Source organism: Mesorhizobium montanum (assembly GCF_033977145.1).
In the GTDB taxonomy this organism is placed as follows: domain Bacteria; phylum Pseudomonadota; class Alphaproteobacteria; order Rhizobiales; family Rhizobiaceae; genus Mesorhizobium; species Mesorhizobium montanum.
The window spans coordinates 1-20047 of sequence record NZ_JAVIJF010000011.1 but is presented as its reverse complement, the minus strand read 5'-3'; the positions used below and the strand labels follow the sequence as shown (position 1 = coordinate 20047).

Sequence of the window (20047 nt, the reverse complement as noted above, 5' to 3'; positions counted from 1 at the left end):
GGATTCCCGCACCATGAAAAAGGGGATGGACATGAGCGAGTTCCGCCAGAAATGCATCGGCAAGACGAACCTCATCGGGTCCTTCGCCGCCATTCCTCATCCGGTCGCCGTCGAGGTGATGGCGTTGTCCGGCCTCGATTTCCTCTGCATCGACTGGGAGCACGCGCAGATCTCGCGCGACATGATCGAGACCATGGTGCGCGCGGCCGACGTCCATCGCGTGCCGGCACTGGTGCGCGTTCCCGGCCATGCTCCAGAAGCGATCCAGACGGCGCTGGACAGCGGCGCGCAAGGCGTTCTGATCCCGCGCGTCTCGACCGCCACCCAAGCCGCATTGGCTGTCAGGGCCTCGCGCTATCCGCCACAAGGCGAGCGCGGTGTCGGCCCCGGCCGCGCCGCCGGCTATGGTTATCGCATTCCCGAATATCTTGCCGCCGCCAATGACCGGATCGTCGTCGCGGTCCAGGTCGAGACATCGGAAGGGCTGGCCAACATCGAAGCGATCGCGGCCGTCGACGGCGTCGACGTGATCTTCGTCGGCCCTGGCGATCTTTCGGTATCGATCGACGCGATCGGCCCGGCAGGCGCGGACAAGCTCTCCGAGGCGATCCGAACAATCATCGGCGCGACGATCGCTCATGGCAGGACCGCCGGCATATTCTGCGCCAGCCCACAGATCATCAACCGATGGGCAGGCGTCGGCGCAAGTTTCTTCGTGCTGGCCAGCGACACGATGTTTCTTGGCGCCGGCGCCGCAGCCAATTGTGCGGCTGCGCGCGCCGAACTGACGTAAGATGGGCGCGGCCAGGCGTATCGGCGGAGCAACAGGTCGGCCGAACTTTTTAAGCTTAAAACTTTTACCTTGAAAAGCGCCGCACTTTGGATAGCATCCGAAGTCGATGGCGACTGCCGTGGCGAAGGGGTTTTTCCGGCCAGTCCATCGTGGTGGGAGGGGTTTCAGTCCTTGTCGTTTGTGTTGCCCCAGTCTTCGTCCAGCGCGCGCTATGCTTTCGATGGCGTGCGTGCCCAGATTCGCGACCTGCACACTGAAAACATCGCCAATCTCGCCGTGCGCGCCCGTGAGTTGGGCGATGTCGTCGCGCTCTGGTACGGCGAGGGCGACATGGTTACGCCCGCCTTCATCCGCGAGGCGGCAAAGGCCGCTTTCGATGAAGGGTTGACCTTCTATGTTCCCAACATGCGCGGGCATGGCCCGCTGAATGAAGCGCTGTCGGAATACCAGACGCGCATCCATGGCCGCTCGATCCCCATCGGACGCACCACGGTAACGCCGGGCGGCATGCAGGCGCTGTATCTTGCCTTGGAGCTGCTGGTCGATACCGGCACCAATGTCGTCTATGTCGCGCCGCAATGGCCCAACATCCACAACGCCATCCACCTGATCGGCGGCGAGCCGCGGCCATTCCCGCTCGACTTCAAGGACGACTGGCGGCTCGATCTCGACCGGCTGTTCGCGACCTGCGACGCGCGCACCCGCGCGATCTTCCTGTCGACGCCGTCCAACCCGACAGGCTGGATAGCGTCGCGCGCCGAGATGCAGTCACTGCTCGATTTCAGCCGGCGCACCGGCATCTGGATCATTTCCGACGAGGTCTATGGCCGGCTCTATTTCGACGGCGACGTCGCGCCTTCCATCCTGCAGATCGCCGAGGATGGCGACCGGGTGGTGTCGGTCAACAGCTTCTCGAAAGCCTGGGCGATGACCGGCTGGCGCATCGGCTGGCTGACGCACCCGTCGGGCGTTGCCGACCAACTCGGCGCCATGACGCAATACATCAACAGCGGCACAGCCGCTCCGATCCAGGCGGGCGCCGTTGCGGCGATCCGCCAGGGCGAGCCGCTCGTGGAGGAAATCAGGCAGCGGATCAGGACCGGTCTCGACCTCGCCTATGACAGGCTGACGCGTATCCCGGGCATCATCCTGCCGACCAAGCCGCGCGGTGGCATGTATGCGTTCTTCGCCCTGGAGGGCGAGAACGATGCGCGCCGCGCCTGCGCCCGCATTCTGGAGACGGCGCGGGTCGGCCTTGCGCCGGGTCACCTCTTCGGAAATTCGGCAGCGGCATTCCTGCGCATGTGCGTGTGCCGCGACAGCGGCCAGATAGAAACTGCGCTTGAGCGCATGACCGCCGCAATGAATTGACGCCCTGCCGGAAGCGGGGCGGCAAAAACCGTGCGGGAACAACCCGCCCGTTCAACAACAGAGGGAACAGAAATGAGCTTTACTCGTCGCAACCTGCTTCTCATGGCCGCCGCCATCGGCATCGCCGCCGGCCCCGCCACGGCTCACGCCGCGGATGTGCTCAATGTCGGCGCCTACCCGACCAATCCGCCTTTCGAATACAAGAACGAGAGCGGCACCTTCGAGGGTTTTGAGGTCGACATCGTCAACGAGGCGGCCAAGCGCATCGGCATGACCACCGACATCGCCGATCTCGGTTTCCAGGCGCTGTTCGCCGCCACCACCTCCAAGCGCATCGATGTCGCCATCTCGTCGATCACCATCACGCAGGAGCGGTTGAAGTCGCAGTCCTTCACGCAGCCCTATTATGATTCCGACATGGGTATCGCCACCAAGACCGACAGCGCGATCAACACCGAAGCCGACCTCAAGGGCAAGGTCGTCGGCGTGCTGTCCGGTTCGACCGGCGAAACCTGGGTCAAGGACCACCAGCAGGCCGACGGTTTCAGCGATGTGAAGGGTTATGACACGCAGCAGAACCTTTTGCTCGACCTCAGCGCGGGCCGAGTCGATGCCGCGGTCAGCGACATCCCCGGCATGCAGTACTCCTTCAAGAAGATGAAGGATCTCGTCGTCAAGCAGCGCATCAAGACCGGCGAGCAATACGGCCTGATGATGACCAAGGATCATCCCCTGCTCGGCAAGCTGAATGACGCGATCACCGCGATGAAGAAGGACGGGACTTTGGCCGCGATCCACAAGAAGTGGTTCGACAGCGATGCTCCGGCCGACTCCTCGACCGTCAAGGAAATGCCGCTGCCCAAGGCCTGAACAGCACCCGGCAAACAAGCGACGTGCCGGCTCGAAAGGCCGGCACGTCTCGTTTTCACGCATGACCTTCCCGGGACCGCAATCGGTGCGGCAATATCGGTTTCGGTGCTTGGCTCTGGCGTCTGTCTGTCTCCTTGATTTGACGCAATTCCGGACGGAAAACCGTTTCACATTTTTCCTGGAATTGCTCTGTACGCAAAACGGTTCGGGAATGCTCCCATGTCGCTGATCGACACTTTCTTCAATCCCGATGTCATCCTTTCCAGCCTGCCGGCGCTGCTGCGCGGTTTCCTCAACACGCTGGTGCTCGGAGTAATGAGCATCGTCATCGGCATCGCCGCGGGGCTGGCGATCAGCCTCGTGCGGCTCTACGCACCAAAGCCGTTGCGGCTGCTCGCGGTCGGCTATACCGATATCTTCCGCGCCCTGCCGGTGCTTGTGGTGCTGATCCTGATCTACTACGCGCTGCCCTTCCTCGGCATCCGCCTGTCGTCCTGGGCATCAGCGGTGACGGCGTTCGCCATCATCATGTCGGCGTATTCGGCCGAAGTGTTCCGCTCCGGCATCGAAAGCATTCCGCGCGGCCAGTTCGAGGCGGCGCAGGCGCTCGGCCTGCCGTTCATGCTCACCCTGCGCAAGGTGGTGCTGCCGCAGGCGATCCGCGTGGTCATCCCGCCGATGACCAGCAACTGCGTCTCGATGTTCAAGGACACCTCGCTCGCCTCGACTGTGGCGCTGCCTGAACTGTTGAAGGAAGCGACCAATGCGCAGTCGCTCTACGCCAACCCCTCGCCGCTGATCGGCGCGGCGCTGGTCTATCTCATCTTCCTCTGGCCGATGGTCCGCCTCGTCAGCCTGCTCGAGCGCCGCTTCCAGACCGAGAAGACGCGCTGACCTCACCAACCGATCCCACCCCCGTCCAAGTCCTTCGCAGGAGCCACCCCGTGAACAAGCATCAGACCGACAATACGAATGCCACCGCATTCCCAGTCGAAAAAATCCGCGCCATGTTTCCGGCGCTTCGACAGGCCGGCGACTTCATCTTCATGGACAATGCCGCCGGCGCGCAGATCCCGCAAAGCGTGCTCGACGCGGTGACCAACCATCTGGTGGCGAACAATGTCCAGCGCGGCGGCCGCTATGGCCGCAGCGTCACTGTGGACCAGTCGGTCGCCGATGCGCGCGAAAGCGTGGCGCTCTTGATCAATGCCTACAGCCCGTCCGAAATCTGCTTCGGCATGAACGCCACTTCGTTCATCCGCCTGGTCAGCCTCGGCATCGGCCAAATGCTTTCAGAGCGCGACGAGATCGTCGTCACCGACATGGACCACGACGCCAACATCGCCACCTGGCTGGCGCTGGAGCCGGCCGGCGCCAAGTTCAAATGGTGGCGCATGCGCGAGGACGGCAATCTGCATGTCGACGACCTCAAGCCGCTGGTCTCGGAGCGCACGCGCCTCGTCGCCTGCACGGTGACGGCGCATTCGATCGGCTCGATCGTCGACGTCGCCTCGGTGGCCAGGATCGCGCATGCCGCCGGCGCCGAAGTGTTCCTCGACTGCGTGCACTACGGACCGCACGGACCGATGGACGTGCAGGCCTGGGGCTGCGACTATCTCGTCTGTTCAGGCTACAAGAATTTCTCGCCGCATATGGGATTTCTCTGGGGCCGCTTCGACACGCTGAAGCGGCTGCCGACCTTCCGCGAGGACTTCATTCCGAACGAGCCGCCCTACAAGGTCGAGGCCGGCACTTTCATCTATGAGAACGTGTCGGGCATGGACGCGGCGGTGCGCTATCTGGAATCGATCGGCCGCAATTTCTTAGCCCAGAACAACCGCTCTCGGCGCGACAACATCGTCGCCGGCATGAACGCCATCCGCGACTACGAGCTGACGCTGGCGCGCGAGATGATGAAGGTGCTGAAGGATTGCGGCGCGACAATCTACGGCGTCTCCGAGGAAGCCCGCATCCACGAACGCGTGCCGACCTTCTGCTTCAACACCAGCGAGCTGTCGCCACAGCGGATCGTCGAGGAAATGGCGGTCATGCAGATCGGCATCCGCGACGGCCATATGTATGCGCCAAGGCTGATGAAGCGGCTCAACCTCTCGATGGACAGCGGCGCCATCCGCGCCTCGCTGGTGCATTACAACACGGTGGAGGAAGTGCACCGGTTTGGCGAAGCGCTGCGGGCGATCATCGCGAAGCTGTCGTAAGTTCGGCGCTGTACCCCCACCCGGACCTTCGGTCCGACCTCCCCACAAGGGGGAGGTAGGGCGTCGCGACCCTAACGTCGTCATACTCAGGCGAAGCGAAGCGACGCGGCGCAGACCCCGAAGATGACGAAGAGAGGTTAAGCCGCCTTCTTCTTCGCCAGCCTCGCCTTGATCGACGCCACGTCGGCGCGCGGCGTCGCGGCGAACAGCGTCTTGGTGTAGGCGTGCTTGGGGTCGGAGAAGACCTCGTCGCGCGGACCGTATTCGACCGCTTCGCCGAAATACATGACCATCACGTCGTCGGCGATGTAGCGCACCACCGACAGGTCGTGGCTGATGAAGACGTAGGTCAGCTGGAACTCGTCCTGCAGGTCGGCAAGCAGGTTGAGGACCTGCGCCTGCACCGAGAGGTCGAGCGCCGAGACCGGCTCGTCCAGCACCAAGAGGCTCGGGTTCAGCATCAGCGCGCGGGCAATGGCGATGCGCTGGCGCTGGCCGCCCGAGAACATGTGCGGATAGCGGTTATAGTGCTCCGGTCCCAGCCCGACCTTCTTCAGCATCTTCATCGCAAGGTCGCGGCGCTCTTCGGCCGGCTTGTCGGTGTTGATGAGCAGCGGCTCGCCGAGCACGTCGCCGATCTTCTGGCGCGGGTTGAGCGAGCCATAAGGGTTCTGGAAGACGATCTGCACCTTGCGGCGCATTTCCTTGGAGAGCCCGTCCTTGACGATGTCGACCTTGTTGCCGTCGATGAACAGCTCGCCGGAGGTGGCCGGATCGATCAGCGTGATGATACGGGCGAGCGTGGACTTGCCGCAGCCGCTCTCGCCTACGATGGCCAGCGTCTTGCCCTTCTCGACGCTGAAGGAGACGCCCTTGACCGCATGCACGGTGCGCGCGCCGCGGAACAGGCCGCCGCCGACATGGTAGTCGCGCTTGATGTTCTTGCCTTCGACGACCTTGGTCATGCGCCGGCTCCTGAGGGCGCCGGCTCGAACAGCATGTCGGAAACGGTCGGCAGCCGGTCGCCGACGGCATTTTCCGGCAGCGCCGAGAGCAGCGCGCGCGTGTAATTGCTCTTTGGGCTTTCGAACAATGACAGCACGTCGGCCTCTTCCATCTTGCGGCCCTTGTACTGGACGATGACGCGATCGGCGGTTTCGGCGACCACGCCCATATTGTGGGTGATCATGATCAGGCCCATGCCGTATTTGGCCTGCAGCGAGACCAGGAGATCGAGGATCTGCTTCTGGATGGTGACGTCGAGCGCCGTTGTCGGCTCGTCGGCGATCAAAAGCTTCGGATTGCAGGCAATGGCGATGGCGATCATGACGCGCTGGCACTGGCCGCCCGACATCTGGTGCGGGAAGGAGTCCAGCCGCTCCGCCGGCTCGGGAATGCCTACCTGCTTCAGGAGTTCGATGGCGCGCGCCCGCCGTTGGGCTTTGTCCATGCCCATATGGAAGCGCAGCACCTCCTCGATCTGGAAACCGATGGTGAAGCACGGATTAAGGCTTGCCATCGGTTCCTGGAAGATCATCGACATATCCTTGCCGACGATCTTGCGCCGATCGGCAGGGCTCAGCTTCAGGAGATCGCGGCCGGCGAAGTCCATCCGGTCGGCGGTCACCTTGGCCGTCCACGGCAAAAGGCCCATCACGGCCAGCATCGACACCGACTTGCCCGAACCGGATTCGCCGACGATGGCGAGCACCTCGCGCTCCTCGACATGGAGCGAGACGCCGTCGACGGCGCGGAACGGGCCGGACGCGGTCTGGAACTCAACAACGAGATTCTGGATGTCAAGCAGCGCCATCACGACCTCCGGAGTTTCGGATCGAGCGCGTCGCGCAGGCCGTCGCCGACCAGGTTGATGGCGAGCACGGTGATCAGGATGGCGAGGCCCGGGAAGGTGACCACCCACCAGGCGCGCAGGATGAATTCGCGCGCCGAGGCAAGCATGGTGCCCCATTCCGGCGTCGGCGGCTGGGCGCCTAGGCCGAGGAAGCCGAGTGCGGCGGCTTCCAGGATGGCGTTGGAGAAGGACAGCGTGCCCTGGACGATCAGCGGCGCCAGACAGTTGGGCAGGATGGTGGCCAGCATCAGCCGGATGTGCCCGGCGCCGGCGACCTTTGCCGCCACGACATATTCGCGACTTTTTTCGGCCATCACGGCGGCTCGCACCAAGCGCGCGAAATGCGGCTGCAACACCAGTGAGATCGCAAGCATGGCATTGAACAGGCCGGGGCCGAGGATGGTGACCAGCACCAGCGCCAGAAGCAGCGACGGGAAGGCGAGGATCAGGTCCATGACGCGCATGATCGCCACGTCGACCCAGCCGCGGAAATAGCCGGCCAGCAGGCCGAGCGTGATGCCGCCGGTAAGAGCCAGCGTGACCACGACGGTGCCGATCAGCAGCGAGAAGCGCGCGCCATAGAGCAGGCGCGAGAGCATGTCGCGCCCGACCGGATCGGTGCCGAGCAGATATTGCGTGCTGCCTCCCGCCTGCCAGGCCGGCGGCCTGAGGAACGCGGTCTTGTCCTGCACGTCGGGCGCATAGGGCGCAAGGAGCGGCGCAAAGAGCGCCGCCAGCACCAGCAGCATGAAGACGAACACGCCGATGACCGCGCCGCGGTTGACCGAGAAGTAATGCCAGAAGGTTTTCAGCCCGGTGAGACGATCCGGACTGCCGGCGGCCATCGGGGCGATTTCGGTCGATTGGCTCATCTACGCCGCCCTGATGCGCGGGTTGATGACGGCATAGAGCACATCGACGATGAGATTCACCGCCATGACGATGAGCGCGATCAAAAGCAAACCTGACTGCACGACGACGTAGTCGCGCTTGAAGATGGAATCGACCATCCACTTGCCGATGCCCGGCCAGGCAAAAATGGTCTCGGTGAGGATGGCACCGGCGAGCAACGTTCCGACCTGCAGGCCGATGGTGGTAACGACCGGGATCAGCGCGTTGCGCAATGCATGCACACCGATGACGCGGCCCGACGAAAGGCCCTTGGCGCGCGCGGTGCGGACATAGTCCTCGCCCAGCACCTCAAGCATGGCCGAACGCGTCTGGCGCGCGATCACCGCAAGCGGAATCGTGCCGAGCACGATCGCGGGCAGGACGAGATGACTGAGCGCCGAGCGGAAAGCATCCCATTTGCCGTAGAGCAAGGTGTCGATCGTCATGAAGCCGGTGATCGGCTTGAAGAAGAACTGCAGGCCGATGCGGCCGGAAACCGGCGTCCAGCCGAGATAGCCGGAAAAGAAGATGATGAGCAGCAGGCCCCACCAGAAGATCGGCATGGAATAGCCGACCAGCGCGGTGCCCATCAGCGACTGATCGAACCATGAGCCGCGCTTGACGGCGGCGAAGATGCCGGCCGGTATGCCGATCACCATGGCGAAGATCATGGCGAAGAAGGACAGTTCCAGCGTCGCCGGGAACAGTGTCTTGAACTCCTCCAGCACCGGGCGCTTGGACGAAATGGAGACGCCGAAATCGCCGGTGGCCACCTCACCGACATAGCGCACATACTGCTCCCAGATCGGCAGGTTGTAGCCGAACTGTTGCTTGAGCTCTTCGTAGCGGGCGGGGGCGACGCCATGCTCGCCGGCCATGGCGAGGATCGGGTCGCCGGGCAGCAGCCGCACGAAAGCGAAGGCGCAGAGGGTGATGCCGATCAGGGTCGGGATCAGGAGGGCGATTTTGTTGAGAAGATATCGGAGCATCGTCGAATTGAATGGGGCGGCGCTAAAGTTGCGCCGCCCCGTTCGCAATATTATTCGGCCTTGTCAACGCCGTCGAAGCGATGAATGCCGAGCGGGTCCATCTTGAAGCCGCTGACATTATTACGAACGACCGCGTAAACCTGGCTATGGGCGAGCAGGAAAGCCGGAGCTTCCTTGGCGAAGATCACCTGCGCCTGCTCATAGAGCTTGGTGCGTTCGGCCTGGTCGCTGGTCTTCTTGGCCTTCTGGATCAGGTCCTCGAAGTCCTTGTCGCACCAGCTGGAGTAGTTCGAGACGCCGATGGCCGAGCAGGCAAAGAGGGTGGCGAAGAAATTGTCCGGATCGCCATTGTCGCCGGTCCAGCCGATCTGGAAGGCGCCGGGACGGTCCTTCTTCTTGCCTTCCGAGCGATACTTCGTCCACTCGTAGTTGACGATTTCAGCCTTGACGCCGACCTTGGCCCAGTCGGCCTGGATCAGTTCCGCGGCGCGCTGGAAGTTCGGGTTGTACGGACGAACGCGGTCGGAAGCCCAGAGCTGGATTTCCTTGAGACCGGCATCGGCCAGCACCTTCTTGGCCGCATCCGGATTGTAGGTGTCGGTCTTCACGTCCTTGTCCCACGACCACATGGTCGGCGGGATCAGGTTCTCGGCAGGCGTGGCGCCGGCATCCTGGAACAGCGACTTGATGAGCGCTTCCCGGTCGATCGCCTGGTTGAGCGCGTGGCGCACTTCCGGCTTGTCGAGCGGCGGGATCGTGGTGTTGTAGCTCATGTAGCCGATGTTCAGGCCGGCTTGATCCATCAGGGTCACGTCCTTGTTGGCCTTGATGGTGGCGATGTCGGCCGGGTTCGGATAGGGCGCGATGTCGCATTCGCCGGCCAGTACCTTCTGGATGCGGGCGGTCGCGTCAGGCGTGATGGCGAAGACGAGATCGTCGATCTTCTCCTTGCCCTTGAAGTAGTCGGGATTGGCCGCATAGCGGATGACCGAATCCAGCTGGTAGTCGACGAACTGGAACGGACCGGTGCCGATCGGCTTGGTCGAGAAGTCGGCCATCTTGCCGTCCTTCTGGAGCTGGTCGGCATATTCCTTCGACACGATCGAGGCGAAGTCCATGCCGAGATTGGCCAGCATCGGCGCGTTGGGCTCGGTCAGCGTCAGCTTGACGGTGAGGTCGTCGACCTTTTCCCACTTGGCGACATATTTCGGCATGTCCATGCCGGTATAATAGTCCCAGGTGAGGTTCGGCAGATACTTGTCGCCGTTCCACGGATTCTCTTTGTTGAACTGGCGATCGAAGGAGAAGACGACGTCATCGGCGTTGAGGTCGCGCGTCGGCTTGAAATAGTCGGTGGTCTGGAACTTCACGCCCGGATGCAGGTGGAAAGTATAGACCAGCCCATCGTCGGAAATTTCCCACTTATCGGCAAGACCCGGCTCGACTTCGGTGCCGCCGTGCTTGAACTCGACCAGTCGCGAATAGACCGTGCGCGACGACGCGTCGAAGTCGTTACCGCCGGTCGTCGTACCCGGATCGAAATTGGCCGGCGACGCTTCCGAGCAATATACAAGCGTCTTTGCACTGGCCATGCCGCTGAGGACGCTTGCAGCCAGCAACGCGGCCGCAAAAGTCATTGTCTTTTTCATTGAGCACTCCCTGATGTTCTCTCAAGCCCCTCTATCAGGCTCGCGAAGGGCGCATATAAGCACCGTTTCTTCGCCTTTGGAACACCTCGTTTGCGTACCCCATGGGAAGCAGGAAAAGAATCTAGTTTTTGCTCCAATTACGGAAAAATTGAGCAGTTTTTTCTGCTCACGACATTATTAACGACGGCATTTTTTTATTGATCGGCCAGCTTTCGAAATGGGCGCGCAAGCATGACTGCCAGGGGTCTGTCGGTCGCCCAGGTACGCTGCGAGAGGCCATCGACGCATGGGATTTCGACGGCGAATCTTTCCCCGCCTTGCCGCCGGGGCAAGGCTTGCACGGCCGCCGATAGAGGCAATACATAGATGGTGGGCGGGATTTCCCGGAAAATCCGTGACCGGCGTGGAGGACGCTTCTTTTGGAAGCGGGCGCCCCAGATCGAAGGCGACAGGGAGAGACAGGTGGCAAAAGCAGCCAAGACGACAGCCCCGGCGAAAGCAAAGGCCAAGGCCGCCGCCGAAAGCGACGCACCCAAGGCCGCAAAGGCCACCGCCGCGCCGAAGGCCAAGACGACCGCAAAGGCAGCACCCGCAAAGCCGGCCAGTGCCAAGCCCGCAACGACAAGGGCCAAGGCCGCGAAGGTGGACAAGCCGGCAACCGGAAAAGCAGCGGCCGCGATGCCGGCACCGGCGGCTGGCGCCGCCAGTCCTGCCGCGAAGGGCCTGCCGAAGGCGATCACCGAACTCACTGTCGGCCTGCCGGAAAAGCCGTGGCTGAAAAGCTATCCGAAGAACATGCCGGCCGAGATCGGCGCCCTGCCATACAAGTCCATCGGCGACTTCCTTGTCGGCGCCTGCAAGCAATTCGCCGTACGGCCGGCTTTCGTGTGCATGGGCAAGTCGATCACCTATGCCGAGGTTGAGCGGCTCTCGGCCGCGTTCGGCGCCTATCTGCAGGCAAGGGGCCTGGAGAAGGGCGCGCGCGTGGCGCTGATGATGCCGAACGTGCTGCAATATCCGGTGGCGATGATGGCGGTGCTTCGTGCCGGCTATACGGTGGTGAATATCAACCCGCTCTACACGCCGCGCGAATTGGAATACCAGTTGAAGGATTCCGGCGCGCAGGCGATCGTCATCCTCGAAAACTTCGCCGGCACGCTGCAGACGGTGATCGCCAGGACGCCGGTGAAACACGTCATCGTCGCGGCAATGGGCGACATGCTGGGCGGCCTCAAGGGCGCCATCGTCAACCTCGTCGTGCGGCGGGTGAAGAAGATGGTCCCGGCATGGTCGTTGCCCGGCCATGTCAAGTTCAATGCGGTGCTCAAAACCGGCGCGACCATCGCCTTCAAGCCGCCGACGGTCTCCGGCGACGACATCGCCTTCCTGCAATATACAGGCGGCACCACCGGCATCTCGAAGGGCGCGACGCTGCTGCATCGCAACGTGCTTTCGAACGTCGCGCAGAATTCGCTGTGGGTGGAGGATGCCTATACGGTCAAGCCGAAGCCGGCGCATCTCAACTTCATCTGCGCGCTGCCGCTCTATCACATCTTCGCGCTGACGGTGAACGCGCTGATGGGCATGCAGCAGGGCGCGCAGAACGTGCTGATCCCCAACCCGCGCGACATTCCGGGCTTCGTCAAGGAACTGGCGAAATACCCGATGCACATCTTCCCCGGCCTCAACACGCTGTTCAACGCGCTGCTCAACAATGAGGAGTTCCGCAAGCTCGACTTCAAGCCGCTGATCCTGACGCTGGGCGGCGGCATGGCGGTGCAGAAGGGCGTCGCCGAGCGCTGGAAGGCGCTGACCGGCTGCCCGGTGAGCGAGGGCTACGGTCTGTCGGAGACCTCGCCGGTGGCGACCGCCAACAAGTTCAGTTCCAGCGACTTCACCGGCACCATCGGCCTGCCGCTGCCTTCGACCGAGATCGCCATCCGCGACGACGACGGCAGCAACGTGCCGCTCGGCGAAGTCGGCGAGATCTGCATTCGCGGGCCGCAGGTGATGGCCGGTTACTGGAACCGGCCCGACGAGACCGCCAAGGTGATGACCAAGGACGGCTTCTTCAAATCCGGCGACATGGGCTTCATGGACGAGCGCGGCTACACCAAGATCGTCGACCGCAAGAAGGACATGATCCTGGTCTCCGGCTTCAACGTCTATCCCAACGAATTGGAAGAAGTGGTGGCGCATCACCCCGGCGTGCTGGAAGTGGCGGCGATCGGCGTGCCTGACGAGCATTCCGGCGAGGTGCCGAAGCTGTTCGTGGTCAAGAAGGATGCGGCGCTCACCGTCGAGGCGCTGATGGCTTATTGCCGCGAGAACCTGACCGGCTACAAGCGGCCGAGATACATCGAGTTCCGCACCGAACTGCCGAAGACGCCGGTCGGCAAGATCCTGCGGCGGGCGCTGCGGGAATAGGCTTGAGCGATCATTCCGAGGCAATGCGAGAGCGGGCCAAGAGGCTCGATCCGGCCGAGTTCATCCGGGCAAACATGCGGCTGGCGCCGGTACCGTCGCTGCCGGAGATCAGGCTCTATCTGGCGCATCCCGGCAGCGGCCTGCGGCGATTGCTCGAACCGGACGACGGCCCGGACGAGAGCGAGGCCGAGCCGCAGCCACCCTACTGGGCCTATGCCTGGGCCGGCGGCGCGGTGCTGGCGCGCTACATCCTCGACCGTCCATCGATCGTTGCCGGCAAGCGGGTGCTCGATCTCGGCGCCGGCTCGGGGCTGGTCGGCATAGCGGCGGCAAAAGCCGGAGCGCGCGAGGTCATCGCGGCGGAGATCGACCGCAACGGTGTCGCGGCGCTCGGCCTCAATGCGCAAGCCAATGGCGTCGCCATCCAGATACGCGCTGAGGACGTCACCGCCGGTCCGCCGCCGGCGGTCGATCTGGTGCTCGCGGGCGACGTCTTCTACGCGCAGGACGTGGGACAGCGGATGATACCGTTCCTCGACCGCTGCCTCGCGGCCGGCATCGATGTGCTGGTCGGCGACCCCGGCCGCGCCTGGCTGCCCCGGACGCGGCTTTGCCTGCTCGGCGAATATCAGGTGCCGGATGTCGGCGGAAACGGCGGCAGCGAGCCGAAGCCGAGCGCCGTCCTCGCTTTTGTTGCGGAAGGCTGATCAGCCCGCCGGCACCTTCACCCGCGCGGCGAGAAAATCCGGCAGGTCGGCAACAGAATCCAGAATGACGTCCGCCATCGGCGCCAGCGAGTCGCGTGTGCCGGTGCCGGAAAGGACGCCCACTGCCAGACCGCAGCCGCCGGCGCGCGCCATTTCGAGGTCATGGCGGTTGTCGCCGACCATGGCGATCTCGCCCGGCTTCAGCCCGGTCAGATCGCAGAAGGCGACGACCGTGTCCGGCGCCGGCTTCGGATTCGCCACGGCATCATAGCCAAAGGCGGCGTCGAAGAGCTGCGCGACACCGAGCGTGGCGAGTGTCTTCTCGGCGCCGCTGGTCGAATCATTGGTGGCGACGCCCATGCGATAGGATCGCTTGTGCAGCGTGCGCAGCGAATCGATGACGCCGGGGAGTGCAACGGCCATCGAAGAGCCCTGCACCGAGGTGATCTCGTTGAAGCGCGAGACGGCAAGCATCTGGTCCTCGTTGGAGCGGCGCGGGAACCAGAGCTCGACGACATCCATGTTCGAGCCGGAGGCGAAGATCGAATCGGGCTTGAAGCGCTTGCTGGCGAAATCGAAGCCCGCGGCCGCAAGCAGCCTGTCGGCCTTCCAGCGATCGCCTTCGGCGGCGTCCATGGCCATGAAGTCGGCGATGCCAAGCCAGGTTGCGTTGAAATCGACAAGCGTTCCGTCCTTGTCGAAGAGAATTCCCTTGATGTCTGCCAATCCTGTTACTCCGCGCCGCGCAATTGGTGGATGTGTCCCACCAGACCGGCAGTCGAGGCGTCGCGTTTTGCGGCAGTCTCCTTGCCCTCAACGACAGGCAGCAGGCCCGTCGCCAATTCCTTGCCCAACTCGACCCCCCATTGGTCGAAGGAATTGATGTTGAACAGCGTGCCCTCGACGAAGACGCGATGTTCATAAAGCGCGATAACCCGACCGAGCGTGCGCGGATCGAGCTTGCGGTAGAGGATGGTCAGCGAGGGGCGGTTGCCCGAAAAGACCCGGTGCGGCGCGATGCGGTCGACATCGGCGGGCTTCATGCCTTTGGCCAGCATCTGCGCACGCGCCTCCTCCAGCGTGCGGCCTTTCATGAAGGCTTCCGACTGCGCCAGGCAATTGGCGAGCAGCAGGTCGTGCTGATGCTTCAGCTCGGGCTCATGGCCGACAGCGGCGGCAAGGAATTCGACGGGGATGAAGTCGGTGCCCTGGTGCAGGAGCTGGAAGAAGGCATGCTGGCCGTTGGTGCCGGGCTCGCCCCAGACCAGCGGACCGGTGGGGGTGGTGACCGTGGTGCCGTCCAGCGTGACGCTCTTGCCGTTCGATTCCATATCGAGCTGCTGCAGATAGGCCGGCAGGCGCGACAGGCGCTGGTCGTAAGGGATGACGGCGCGGGCCGGATATTTGCAGACGACGCGGTGCCACCAGCCGGTCAGCCCCAGCAACACCGGCAGGTTCTTCCGTATCGGCGCGGTGCGAAAATGCTCGTCCATCTCATGCGCGCCGTCGAGGAAGGCGTGGAAGTTGCGCGGGCCGACCGAAATCATCACCGGCAGGCCGATGGCGCTCCAGACCGAGTAGCGGCCGCCGACCCAATCCCAGAAGCCGAAGACGCGGTCTTGTTCGATGCCAAACTTCGCCACAAGGTCGAGCGCGGTCGAAACGGCGGCGAAATGCTTGCCGACCGCTTCCTTGCCAAGCTCCTTCTGAACCCAGTCGCGCGCGGTTTGCGCATTCGTCATCGTCTCGACCGTGGTGAAGGTCTTGGAGGCGATGATGAACAAAGTCGTCTCGGGAGACAGGCCCTTCAGCGTGTCATGAATGTGGGCGCCATCGACATTGGAGACGTAATGCGCGCGCGGCCCGTCATGGTAGGGCGCGAGCGCGAGCGTCACCATCGCCGGGCCGAGATCCGAGCCGCCTATGCCGATGTTGACGATGTCGGTGATCTTCTTGCCCGTGGCGCCGGCCGCCTTGCCAGAGCGGATGGCGTCGGCGAAGGCGCCCATGGCGTCGAGTACGGCAATCACATCGGCCTTGGTATCCTGGCCGTCGACGACGACACTCTTGCCCGTCAGGTTCCGCAGCGCCGTGTGCAGCACGGCGCGGTTCTCGGTGATGTTGATCTTCTTGCCGTCGAACATGGCGGCCCGGCGGCCTTCGAGATCGGCGGCGCCCGCTATTTTCTCCAGCATCGTCATCGTATTTGCGTCGACCGCGCATTTCGACCAGTCGAGCAGAAGATCGCCATCGGTGGCGGAGAACGTCTCGAAGCGTTTGGGATCGGCGGCGAAGGCCTCGCGCATCGAGCCCTTGGCCGCCGCGCGCTGATCACGCAACGCGGCAAGTTGCTTGTCGAAAGATGACTGGTCCACTGGCGGGCTCCTGACAGGTTTTTAGACCATTTTAACAGGCCGGATGTTTCCGGCGCGTGTCGGCGCGTCATTCTATCGAGCCGATTTTCATTTCGTTCAAGCGCGGCAATGACGCACAGGATCACGCTTTGATGAGGTTTGGTATTGGACGGTGAGGTGCGAGAATTTCACGGCGACGTGCTGCGCAGTGCGCTTTAAAACGGGCCCGCGACGATGCTGCGCATCGCGCCTGGATGGTGCCGCGACGATGCTGCGCATCGCGCTTGGATGCTTCGCGTCGCGCCTGAAATGCGCGGCGACGACGCTCCGCGTCGCGCCTGATAGATCACTGGCATAAATCCCAGCGATCAGAAAAATTGATTGGCGCAACCCCTTATGCCACCCATACACTCCACTGGTCCAGCCAAGTGAAAACAGCTGGCCGTCCGAGGATGATTTCCCATGCCACAGCGCAATGACACGGCCATATGGTCCGGCCTGTTCCGGATTTCGGCTGAATCCGGCCAAACTCTCCAGGCGCAGATCCGCCAGGCGATCGTCGCGGCCATTCTCGACCGACAAATCGCCGCTTCGATGCCGCTGCCGTCCTGCCGGATTCTCGCGGAAAAACTTGGGGTTGCCCGCGGTACGGTGGTGCTGGCCTTCCAGCAGCTGGTTGACCAGGGTTTCCTGGTGGCGCGCGAACGGCGCGGCCATTTCGTCAATCCTGACGTGCTGGCCACCCCCGCCAAGCCGCACCAGAAGGCGCCGGACCAGCAGAACGAGATTGACTGGAAGGCGCGCAGGCAGATCGCCGCCAGCGACATGCCGCCGCCGGCCAAGCACGACAACTGGATCAAGTCCTCCTACCCGTTCGTCTATGGCCAGTTCGATCCGGCGCTGTTTCCGACCGCCGAATGGCGCGAATGCAACCGCATGGCGCTGGCCGTGCTCGAGATCCGCAACTGGGCGTCCGACATGGTGGACCGCGACGATCCGCTGCTGATCGAGCAGATCCAGGCCAGGCTTCTGCCGCGCCGCGGCATCTTCGCCAATCCGGACGAAATCATCGTGACGCTGGGGGCGCAGAACGCGCTCTATATGCTGGCCACGCTGCTGATGACCAAAGGTTCGAAGGTGGCGATGGAGGACCCCGGCTATCCGGACGCGCGCTCGATCTTTCGGCTCGCCGGCGCCGATATCCAGCCGGTTCCGGTCGACCAGTCCGGTATCGTAACGTCTTCTATCCCCGCCGATTCCGGCTTCGTCTTCGTCACGCCAAGCCACCACTGCCCGACCATGGTGCCGCTTTCGGCGGAACGGCGGCAGGATCTCCTGGCGCGCGCCAACCGCAACAACCAGATCATCATCGAGGACGGCTATGACAGCCAGCTGCTCGACGAGGCGCCGCAGCAGGCGCTGAAGAGCCTCGATCGCTCGGGTCGCGTCATCTATGTCGGCTCGATGTCGAAGACGCTGGCTCCCGGCCTCAGGCTTGGCTACATCGTCGCCTCGGCCGGGCTGATCGCCGAGCTTCGCGCGCTGCGCCGCTTCATGCTCAGGCATCCGCCGGCGAACAACCAGCGCGCCGTGGCGCTGTTCCTGTCGCTCGGCCACCACGAGGCGCTGGTGCGCAGGCTTTCCGCTGCTTTCGACGAACGGCGCAAGCGTCTGGTCCATGCGATTTCCGCTTTCCTGCCAGAATGGCGCTCGACCGACTCGGCCGGCGGCACATCGCTCTGGCTGGAGGGGCCGCGCGGCACCGATTCACGTGGCCTCGCCGAAGCGGCCGCTTCGCGCAGCGTCATCATCGAACCCGGCGACCGGTTCTTCGACCGCAGCGAAAAGCCCTCTCGTTTCATGCGTTTGGGCATCTCCTCGATCTCGCTTCAGCATATCGAGCCAGGCATTCGCGAGCTCGCCACCGCCGCCGGACGCCGGCCCGCGGCCGCCTGATCGCCACAGACTCCCAAAAAGAGCCGGCCCTGCGCCGGCTCTTTTTGTTTGGGCGCACTCCTGTCGCTTTAGAGTTCTGGCATATTCGACGGAATTGGCTGGCTCATAGGCTGTACCAATGCCGGCGGCATAGTCGGGGCCAGAAGGGGACGAGACAGGCCGATGGTGGACCAACCGCCGCGTCCCGCCTCGCAGATAAAGACAAAGGTGGAGTGCTTCCATGTCAGTGGCTCTGGAGAAGCAGGAAACGTCGGCGGACCAGCGTTCGCGGCGTTCCGGGGGGCGCGAAGCGCGCCGCGCGATGCGGGCGGCGCCTTTGGCCGACGACATCCGGCCAGTGCGGGCCGGTCTCGAGGGCGGCAGCTATGGCCCATTGAGCCAGAACGACCGCGAACGCATCCACGAAGCGGTGCTGACGCTGCTGGAGACGGTCGGTTTCGCCAACGCCATCCCGTCCTGCATCGAAGCGCTGACCCGGGTCGGCGGCACCTATGGCGACGACGGCCGCATCAGGCTGCCGCGCGCGCTCGTGCTGGACACGATCAGACAAGCGGCGCGCAACTTCACCCTCCACGGCCAGGATCCGAAGCACGACATGCTGATCCAGGGCAAACGTGTGCATTACGGCACGGCCGGTGCTGCGGTGCATCTGGTCGATGTCGAGAAGCGCGAATATCGCGAATCGCTGCTGCAGGATCTTTACGACGCCGCCCGCCTCGTCGATGGCCTCGACAACATCCATTTCTTCCAGCGCACCATGGTGCCGCGCGACATTCCCGACCCGCTCGATATGGACTTCAACACGCTCTACGCCTGCGTGATGGGGACGTCCAAGCATGTCGGCACCTCGTTCACCGTGCGCGAAAACGTCAAGCCGGCGCTCGAAATGCTCTATGCCATCGCCGGCGGCGAGGAGAATTTCCGGGCCCGGCCGTTCGTGTCGAACTCGAACTGCTTCGTGGTGCCGCCGATGAAGTTCGCGGAGGACGCCTGCGGGGTGCTGGAAGCATGCGTCGAAGGCGGCATTCCGATCCTGCTCCTGTCGGCCGGCCAGGCCGGCGCCACAGCTCCCGCCGCGATTGCCGGCGCCGTCGTGCAGGCGGTGGCGGAAGTGCTGATGGGCCTGGTCTATGTCAACGCCATCAAGCCTGGACATCCGGCGATCTTCGGCACCTGGCCGTTCGTTTCCGATCTTAGAACGGGCGCGATGTCGGGAGGCTCGGCCGAACAGGCGGTGCTGACCGCGGCCTGCGCGCAGATGGCGCAGTATTACGACCTGCCGGGCGGCTCGGCCGCCGGCATGACGGACTCGAAACTGCCCGATATCCAATCCGGCTACGAGAAAGGCATCACCGATGTGATGGCTGGCCTAGCCGGGCTCAACCTGGTCTATGAATCGGCCGGCATGCATGCCTCGCTGCTCGGCTTCTGCCTCGAAAGCCTGATCATAGACAACGACATGCTCGGACATTGCCTGCGCTGCGTGCGCGGCATCGAGGTGACCGACGATGCGCTGTCGATCGATACGATAACCGATGTCTGCACCAAGGGTCCCGGGCACTATCTCGGCAACGATCAGACGCTGAAGCTGATGCAGACCGAGTATTTCTATCCCGCCGTCGGCGACCGTTTCTCGCCGAAGGAATGGAACGAGAAGGGCCGGCCCGACATCCTGCAAAGGGCGATCGCGGAGAAGAAACGGGTGCTCGCCGAGCGTTTCCCGCGCCACGTCTCGCGCATACTCGACGACAAATTGCGCGCCCGCTTCGGCGAGATGATCAAGTTGCCGCGCAACAAGATGGGCGGCTAATATTCAGGTGAGGCCGGTCTGCAAAAGGTATTTTCCTGCGCTTCCGGTGCTCATATGTGGACGGCCCCCTGCTTGCAAGGCTTTGGCTGGAGATGATTTGATCGGATCGCTTGCGCTCATATGTCCGGCCTTTTGCGCGCGGATATGTGAGCGCTGGCC

The 20047-nt window shown here is 63.5% G+C and carries 16 protein-coding genes; 9 read left to right on the top strand and 7 right to left on the bottom strand.

Going from position 1 to position 20047, the window contains the following annotated elements; genetic code table 11:
• Positions 1-31 precede the first annotated feature (31 nt).
• The 5 genes from RFM68_RS16120 to RFM68_RS16100 all read left to right on the top strand — a co-directional run bounded on the left by RFM68_RS16120 (position 32) and on the right by RFM68_RS16100 (position 5253).
• A complete protein-coding gene (locus RFM68_RS16120) occupies positions 32-793 on the top strand; it encodes an HpcH/HpaI aldolase family protein (RefSeq protein ID WP_320234142.1) in 762 nt (253 codons plus the stop codon).
• Positions 794-973: 180 nt separating this feature from the next.
• Positions 974-2164, top strand: coding sequence for a pyridoxal phosphate-dependent aminotransferase (locus RFM68_RS16115; protein ID WP_320234141.1), 1191 nt, complete (start codon positions 974-976; stop codon positions 2162-2164).
• A gap of 72 nt (positions 2165-2236) precedes the next feature.
• On the top strand, positions 2237-3034 hold the full coding sequence (locus tag RFM68_RS16110) for an ABC transporter substrate-binding protein (RefSeq protein ID WP_320233963.1): 798 nt from the start codon (positions 2237-2239) through the stop codon (positions 3032-3034).
• Between the two features lie 219 nt (positions 3035-3253).
• On the top strand, positions 3254-3928 hold the full coding sequence (locus tag RFM68_RS16105) for an amino acid ABC transporter permease (protein WP_320233962.1): 675 nt from the start codon (positions 3254-3256) through the stop codon (positions 3926-3928).
• A 50-nt stretch (positions 3929-3978) separates the two neighbouring features.
• Entirely contained in the window at positions 3979-5253 is a 1275-nt protein-coding gene (locus RFM68_RS16100) for a cysteine desulfurase-like protein (protein ID WP_320233961.1), read from the top strand.
• A gap of 137 nt (positions 5254-5390) precedes the next feature.
• On the opposite strand, the gene RFM68_RS16095 is transcribed toward RFM68_RS16100, so the two are convergent.
• The 5 genes from RFM68_RS16095 to RFM68_RS16075 are packed head-to-tail and all read right to left on the bottom strand — an operon-like array spanning position 5391 to position 10634.
• Complete coding sequence (locus tag RFM68_RS16095) at positions 5391-6218, bottom strand: dipeptide ABC transporter ATP-binding protein (protein ID WP_320233960.1); 828 nt, start codon at positions 6216-6218, stop codon at positions 5391-5393.
• Positions 6215-7066, bottom strand: coding sequence for an ABC transporter ATP-binding protein (locus RFM68_RS16090; RefSeq protein ID WP_320233959.1), 852 nt, complete (start codon positions 7064-7066; stop codon positions 6215-6217). Before RFM68_RS16090 ends, RFM68_RS16095 begins: the two co-directional genes overlap by 4 nt.
• On the bottom strand, positions 7066-7950 hold the full coding sequence (locus RFM68_RS16085; RefSeq protein ID WP_320234140.1) for an ABC transporter permease subunit: 885 nt from the start codon (positions 7948-7950) through the stop codon (positions 7066-7068). Before RFM68_RS16085 ends, RFM68_RS16090 begins: the two co-directional genes overlap by 1 nt.
• Before the next feature lie 27 nt (positions 7951-7977).
• Positions 7978-8985, bottom strand: a complete 1008-nt coding sequence (locus RFM68_RS16080; protein WP_320233958.1) for an ABC transporter permease subunit — start codon at positions 8983-8985, stop codon at positions 7978-7980.
• 50 nt (positions 8986-9035) lie between these two features.
• Positions 9036-10634 carry an ABC transporter substrate-binding protein gene (locus RFM68_RS16075; RefSeq protein WP_320233957.1) on the bottom strand — a complete coding sequence of 533 codons (1599 nt, stop codon included), beginning with the start codon at positions 10632-10634 and terminating at the stop codon, positions 9036-9038.
• 462 nt (positions 10635-11096) lie between these two features.
• Between RFM68_RS16075 and RFM68_RS16070 the strand changes: the two genes are divergently transcribed.
• Both RFM68_RS16070 and RFM68_RS16065 read left to right on the top strand, forming a co-directional pair.
• Positions 11097-13061: a long-chain fatty acid--CoA ligase gene (locus tag RFM68_RS16070; RefSeq protein WP_320233956.1), complete on the top strand. Its 1965-nt coding sequence runs from the start codon at positions 11097-11099 to the stop codon at positions 13059-13061.
• 23 nt (positions 13062-13084) lie between these two features.
• Positions 13085-13768, top strand: a complete 684-nt coding sequence (locus RFM68_RS16065) for a class I SAM-dependent methyltransferase (protein ID WP_320234139.1) — start codon at positions 13085-13087, stop codon at positions 13766-13768.
• Here RFM68_RS16065 and RFM68_RS16060 read toward each other — a convergent pair whose 3' ends face one another.
• Together RFM68_RS16060 and pgi are read right to left on the bottom strand one after the other, a co-directional pair.
• Positions 13769-14494: an HAD family hydrolase gene (locus RFM68_RS16060; protein WP_320233955.1), complete on the bottom strand. Its 726-nt coding sequence runs from the start codon at positions 14492-14494 to the stop codon at positions 13769-13771.
• A gap of 5 nt (positions 14495-14499) precedes the next feature.
• Positions 14500-16143, bottom strand: a complete 1644-nt coding sequence (pgi, locus tag RFM68_RS16055) for a glucose-6-phosphate isomerase (RefSeq protein WP_320233954.1) — start codon at positions 16141-16143, stop codon at positions 14500-14502.
• A 441-nt stretch (positions 16144-16584) separates the two neighbouring features.
• Here pgi and pdxR point away from each other — a divergent pair, with 441 nt between their 5' ends.
• On the top strand, positions 16585-18078 hold the full coding sequence (pdxR, locus tag RFM68_RS16050; RefSeq protein WP_320233953.1) for a MocR-like pyridoxine biosynthesis transcription factor PdxR: 1494 nt from the start codon (positions 16585-16587) through the stop codon (positions 18076-18078).
• Positions 18079-18298: 220 nt separating this feature from the next.
• Positions 18299-19888 carry a trimethylamine methyltransferase family protein gene (locus RFM68_RS16045; RefSeq protein WP_320233952.1) on the top strand — a complete coding sequence of 530 codons (1590 nt, stop codon included), beginning with the start codon at positions 18299-18301 and terminating at the stop codon, positions 19886-19888.
• Positions 19889-20047 lie beyond the last annotated feature (159 nt).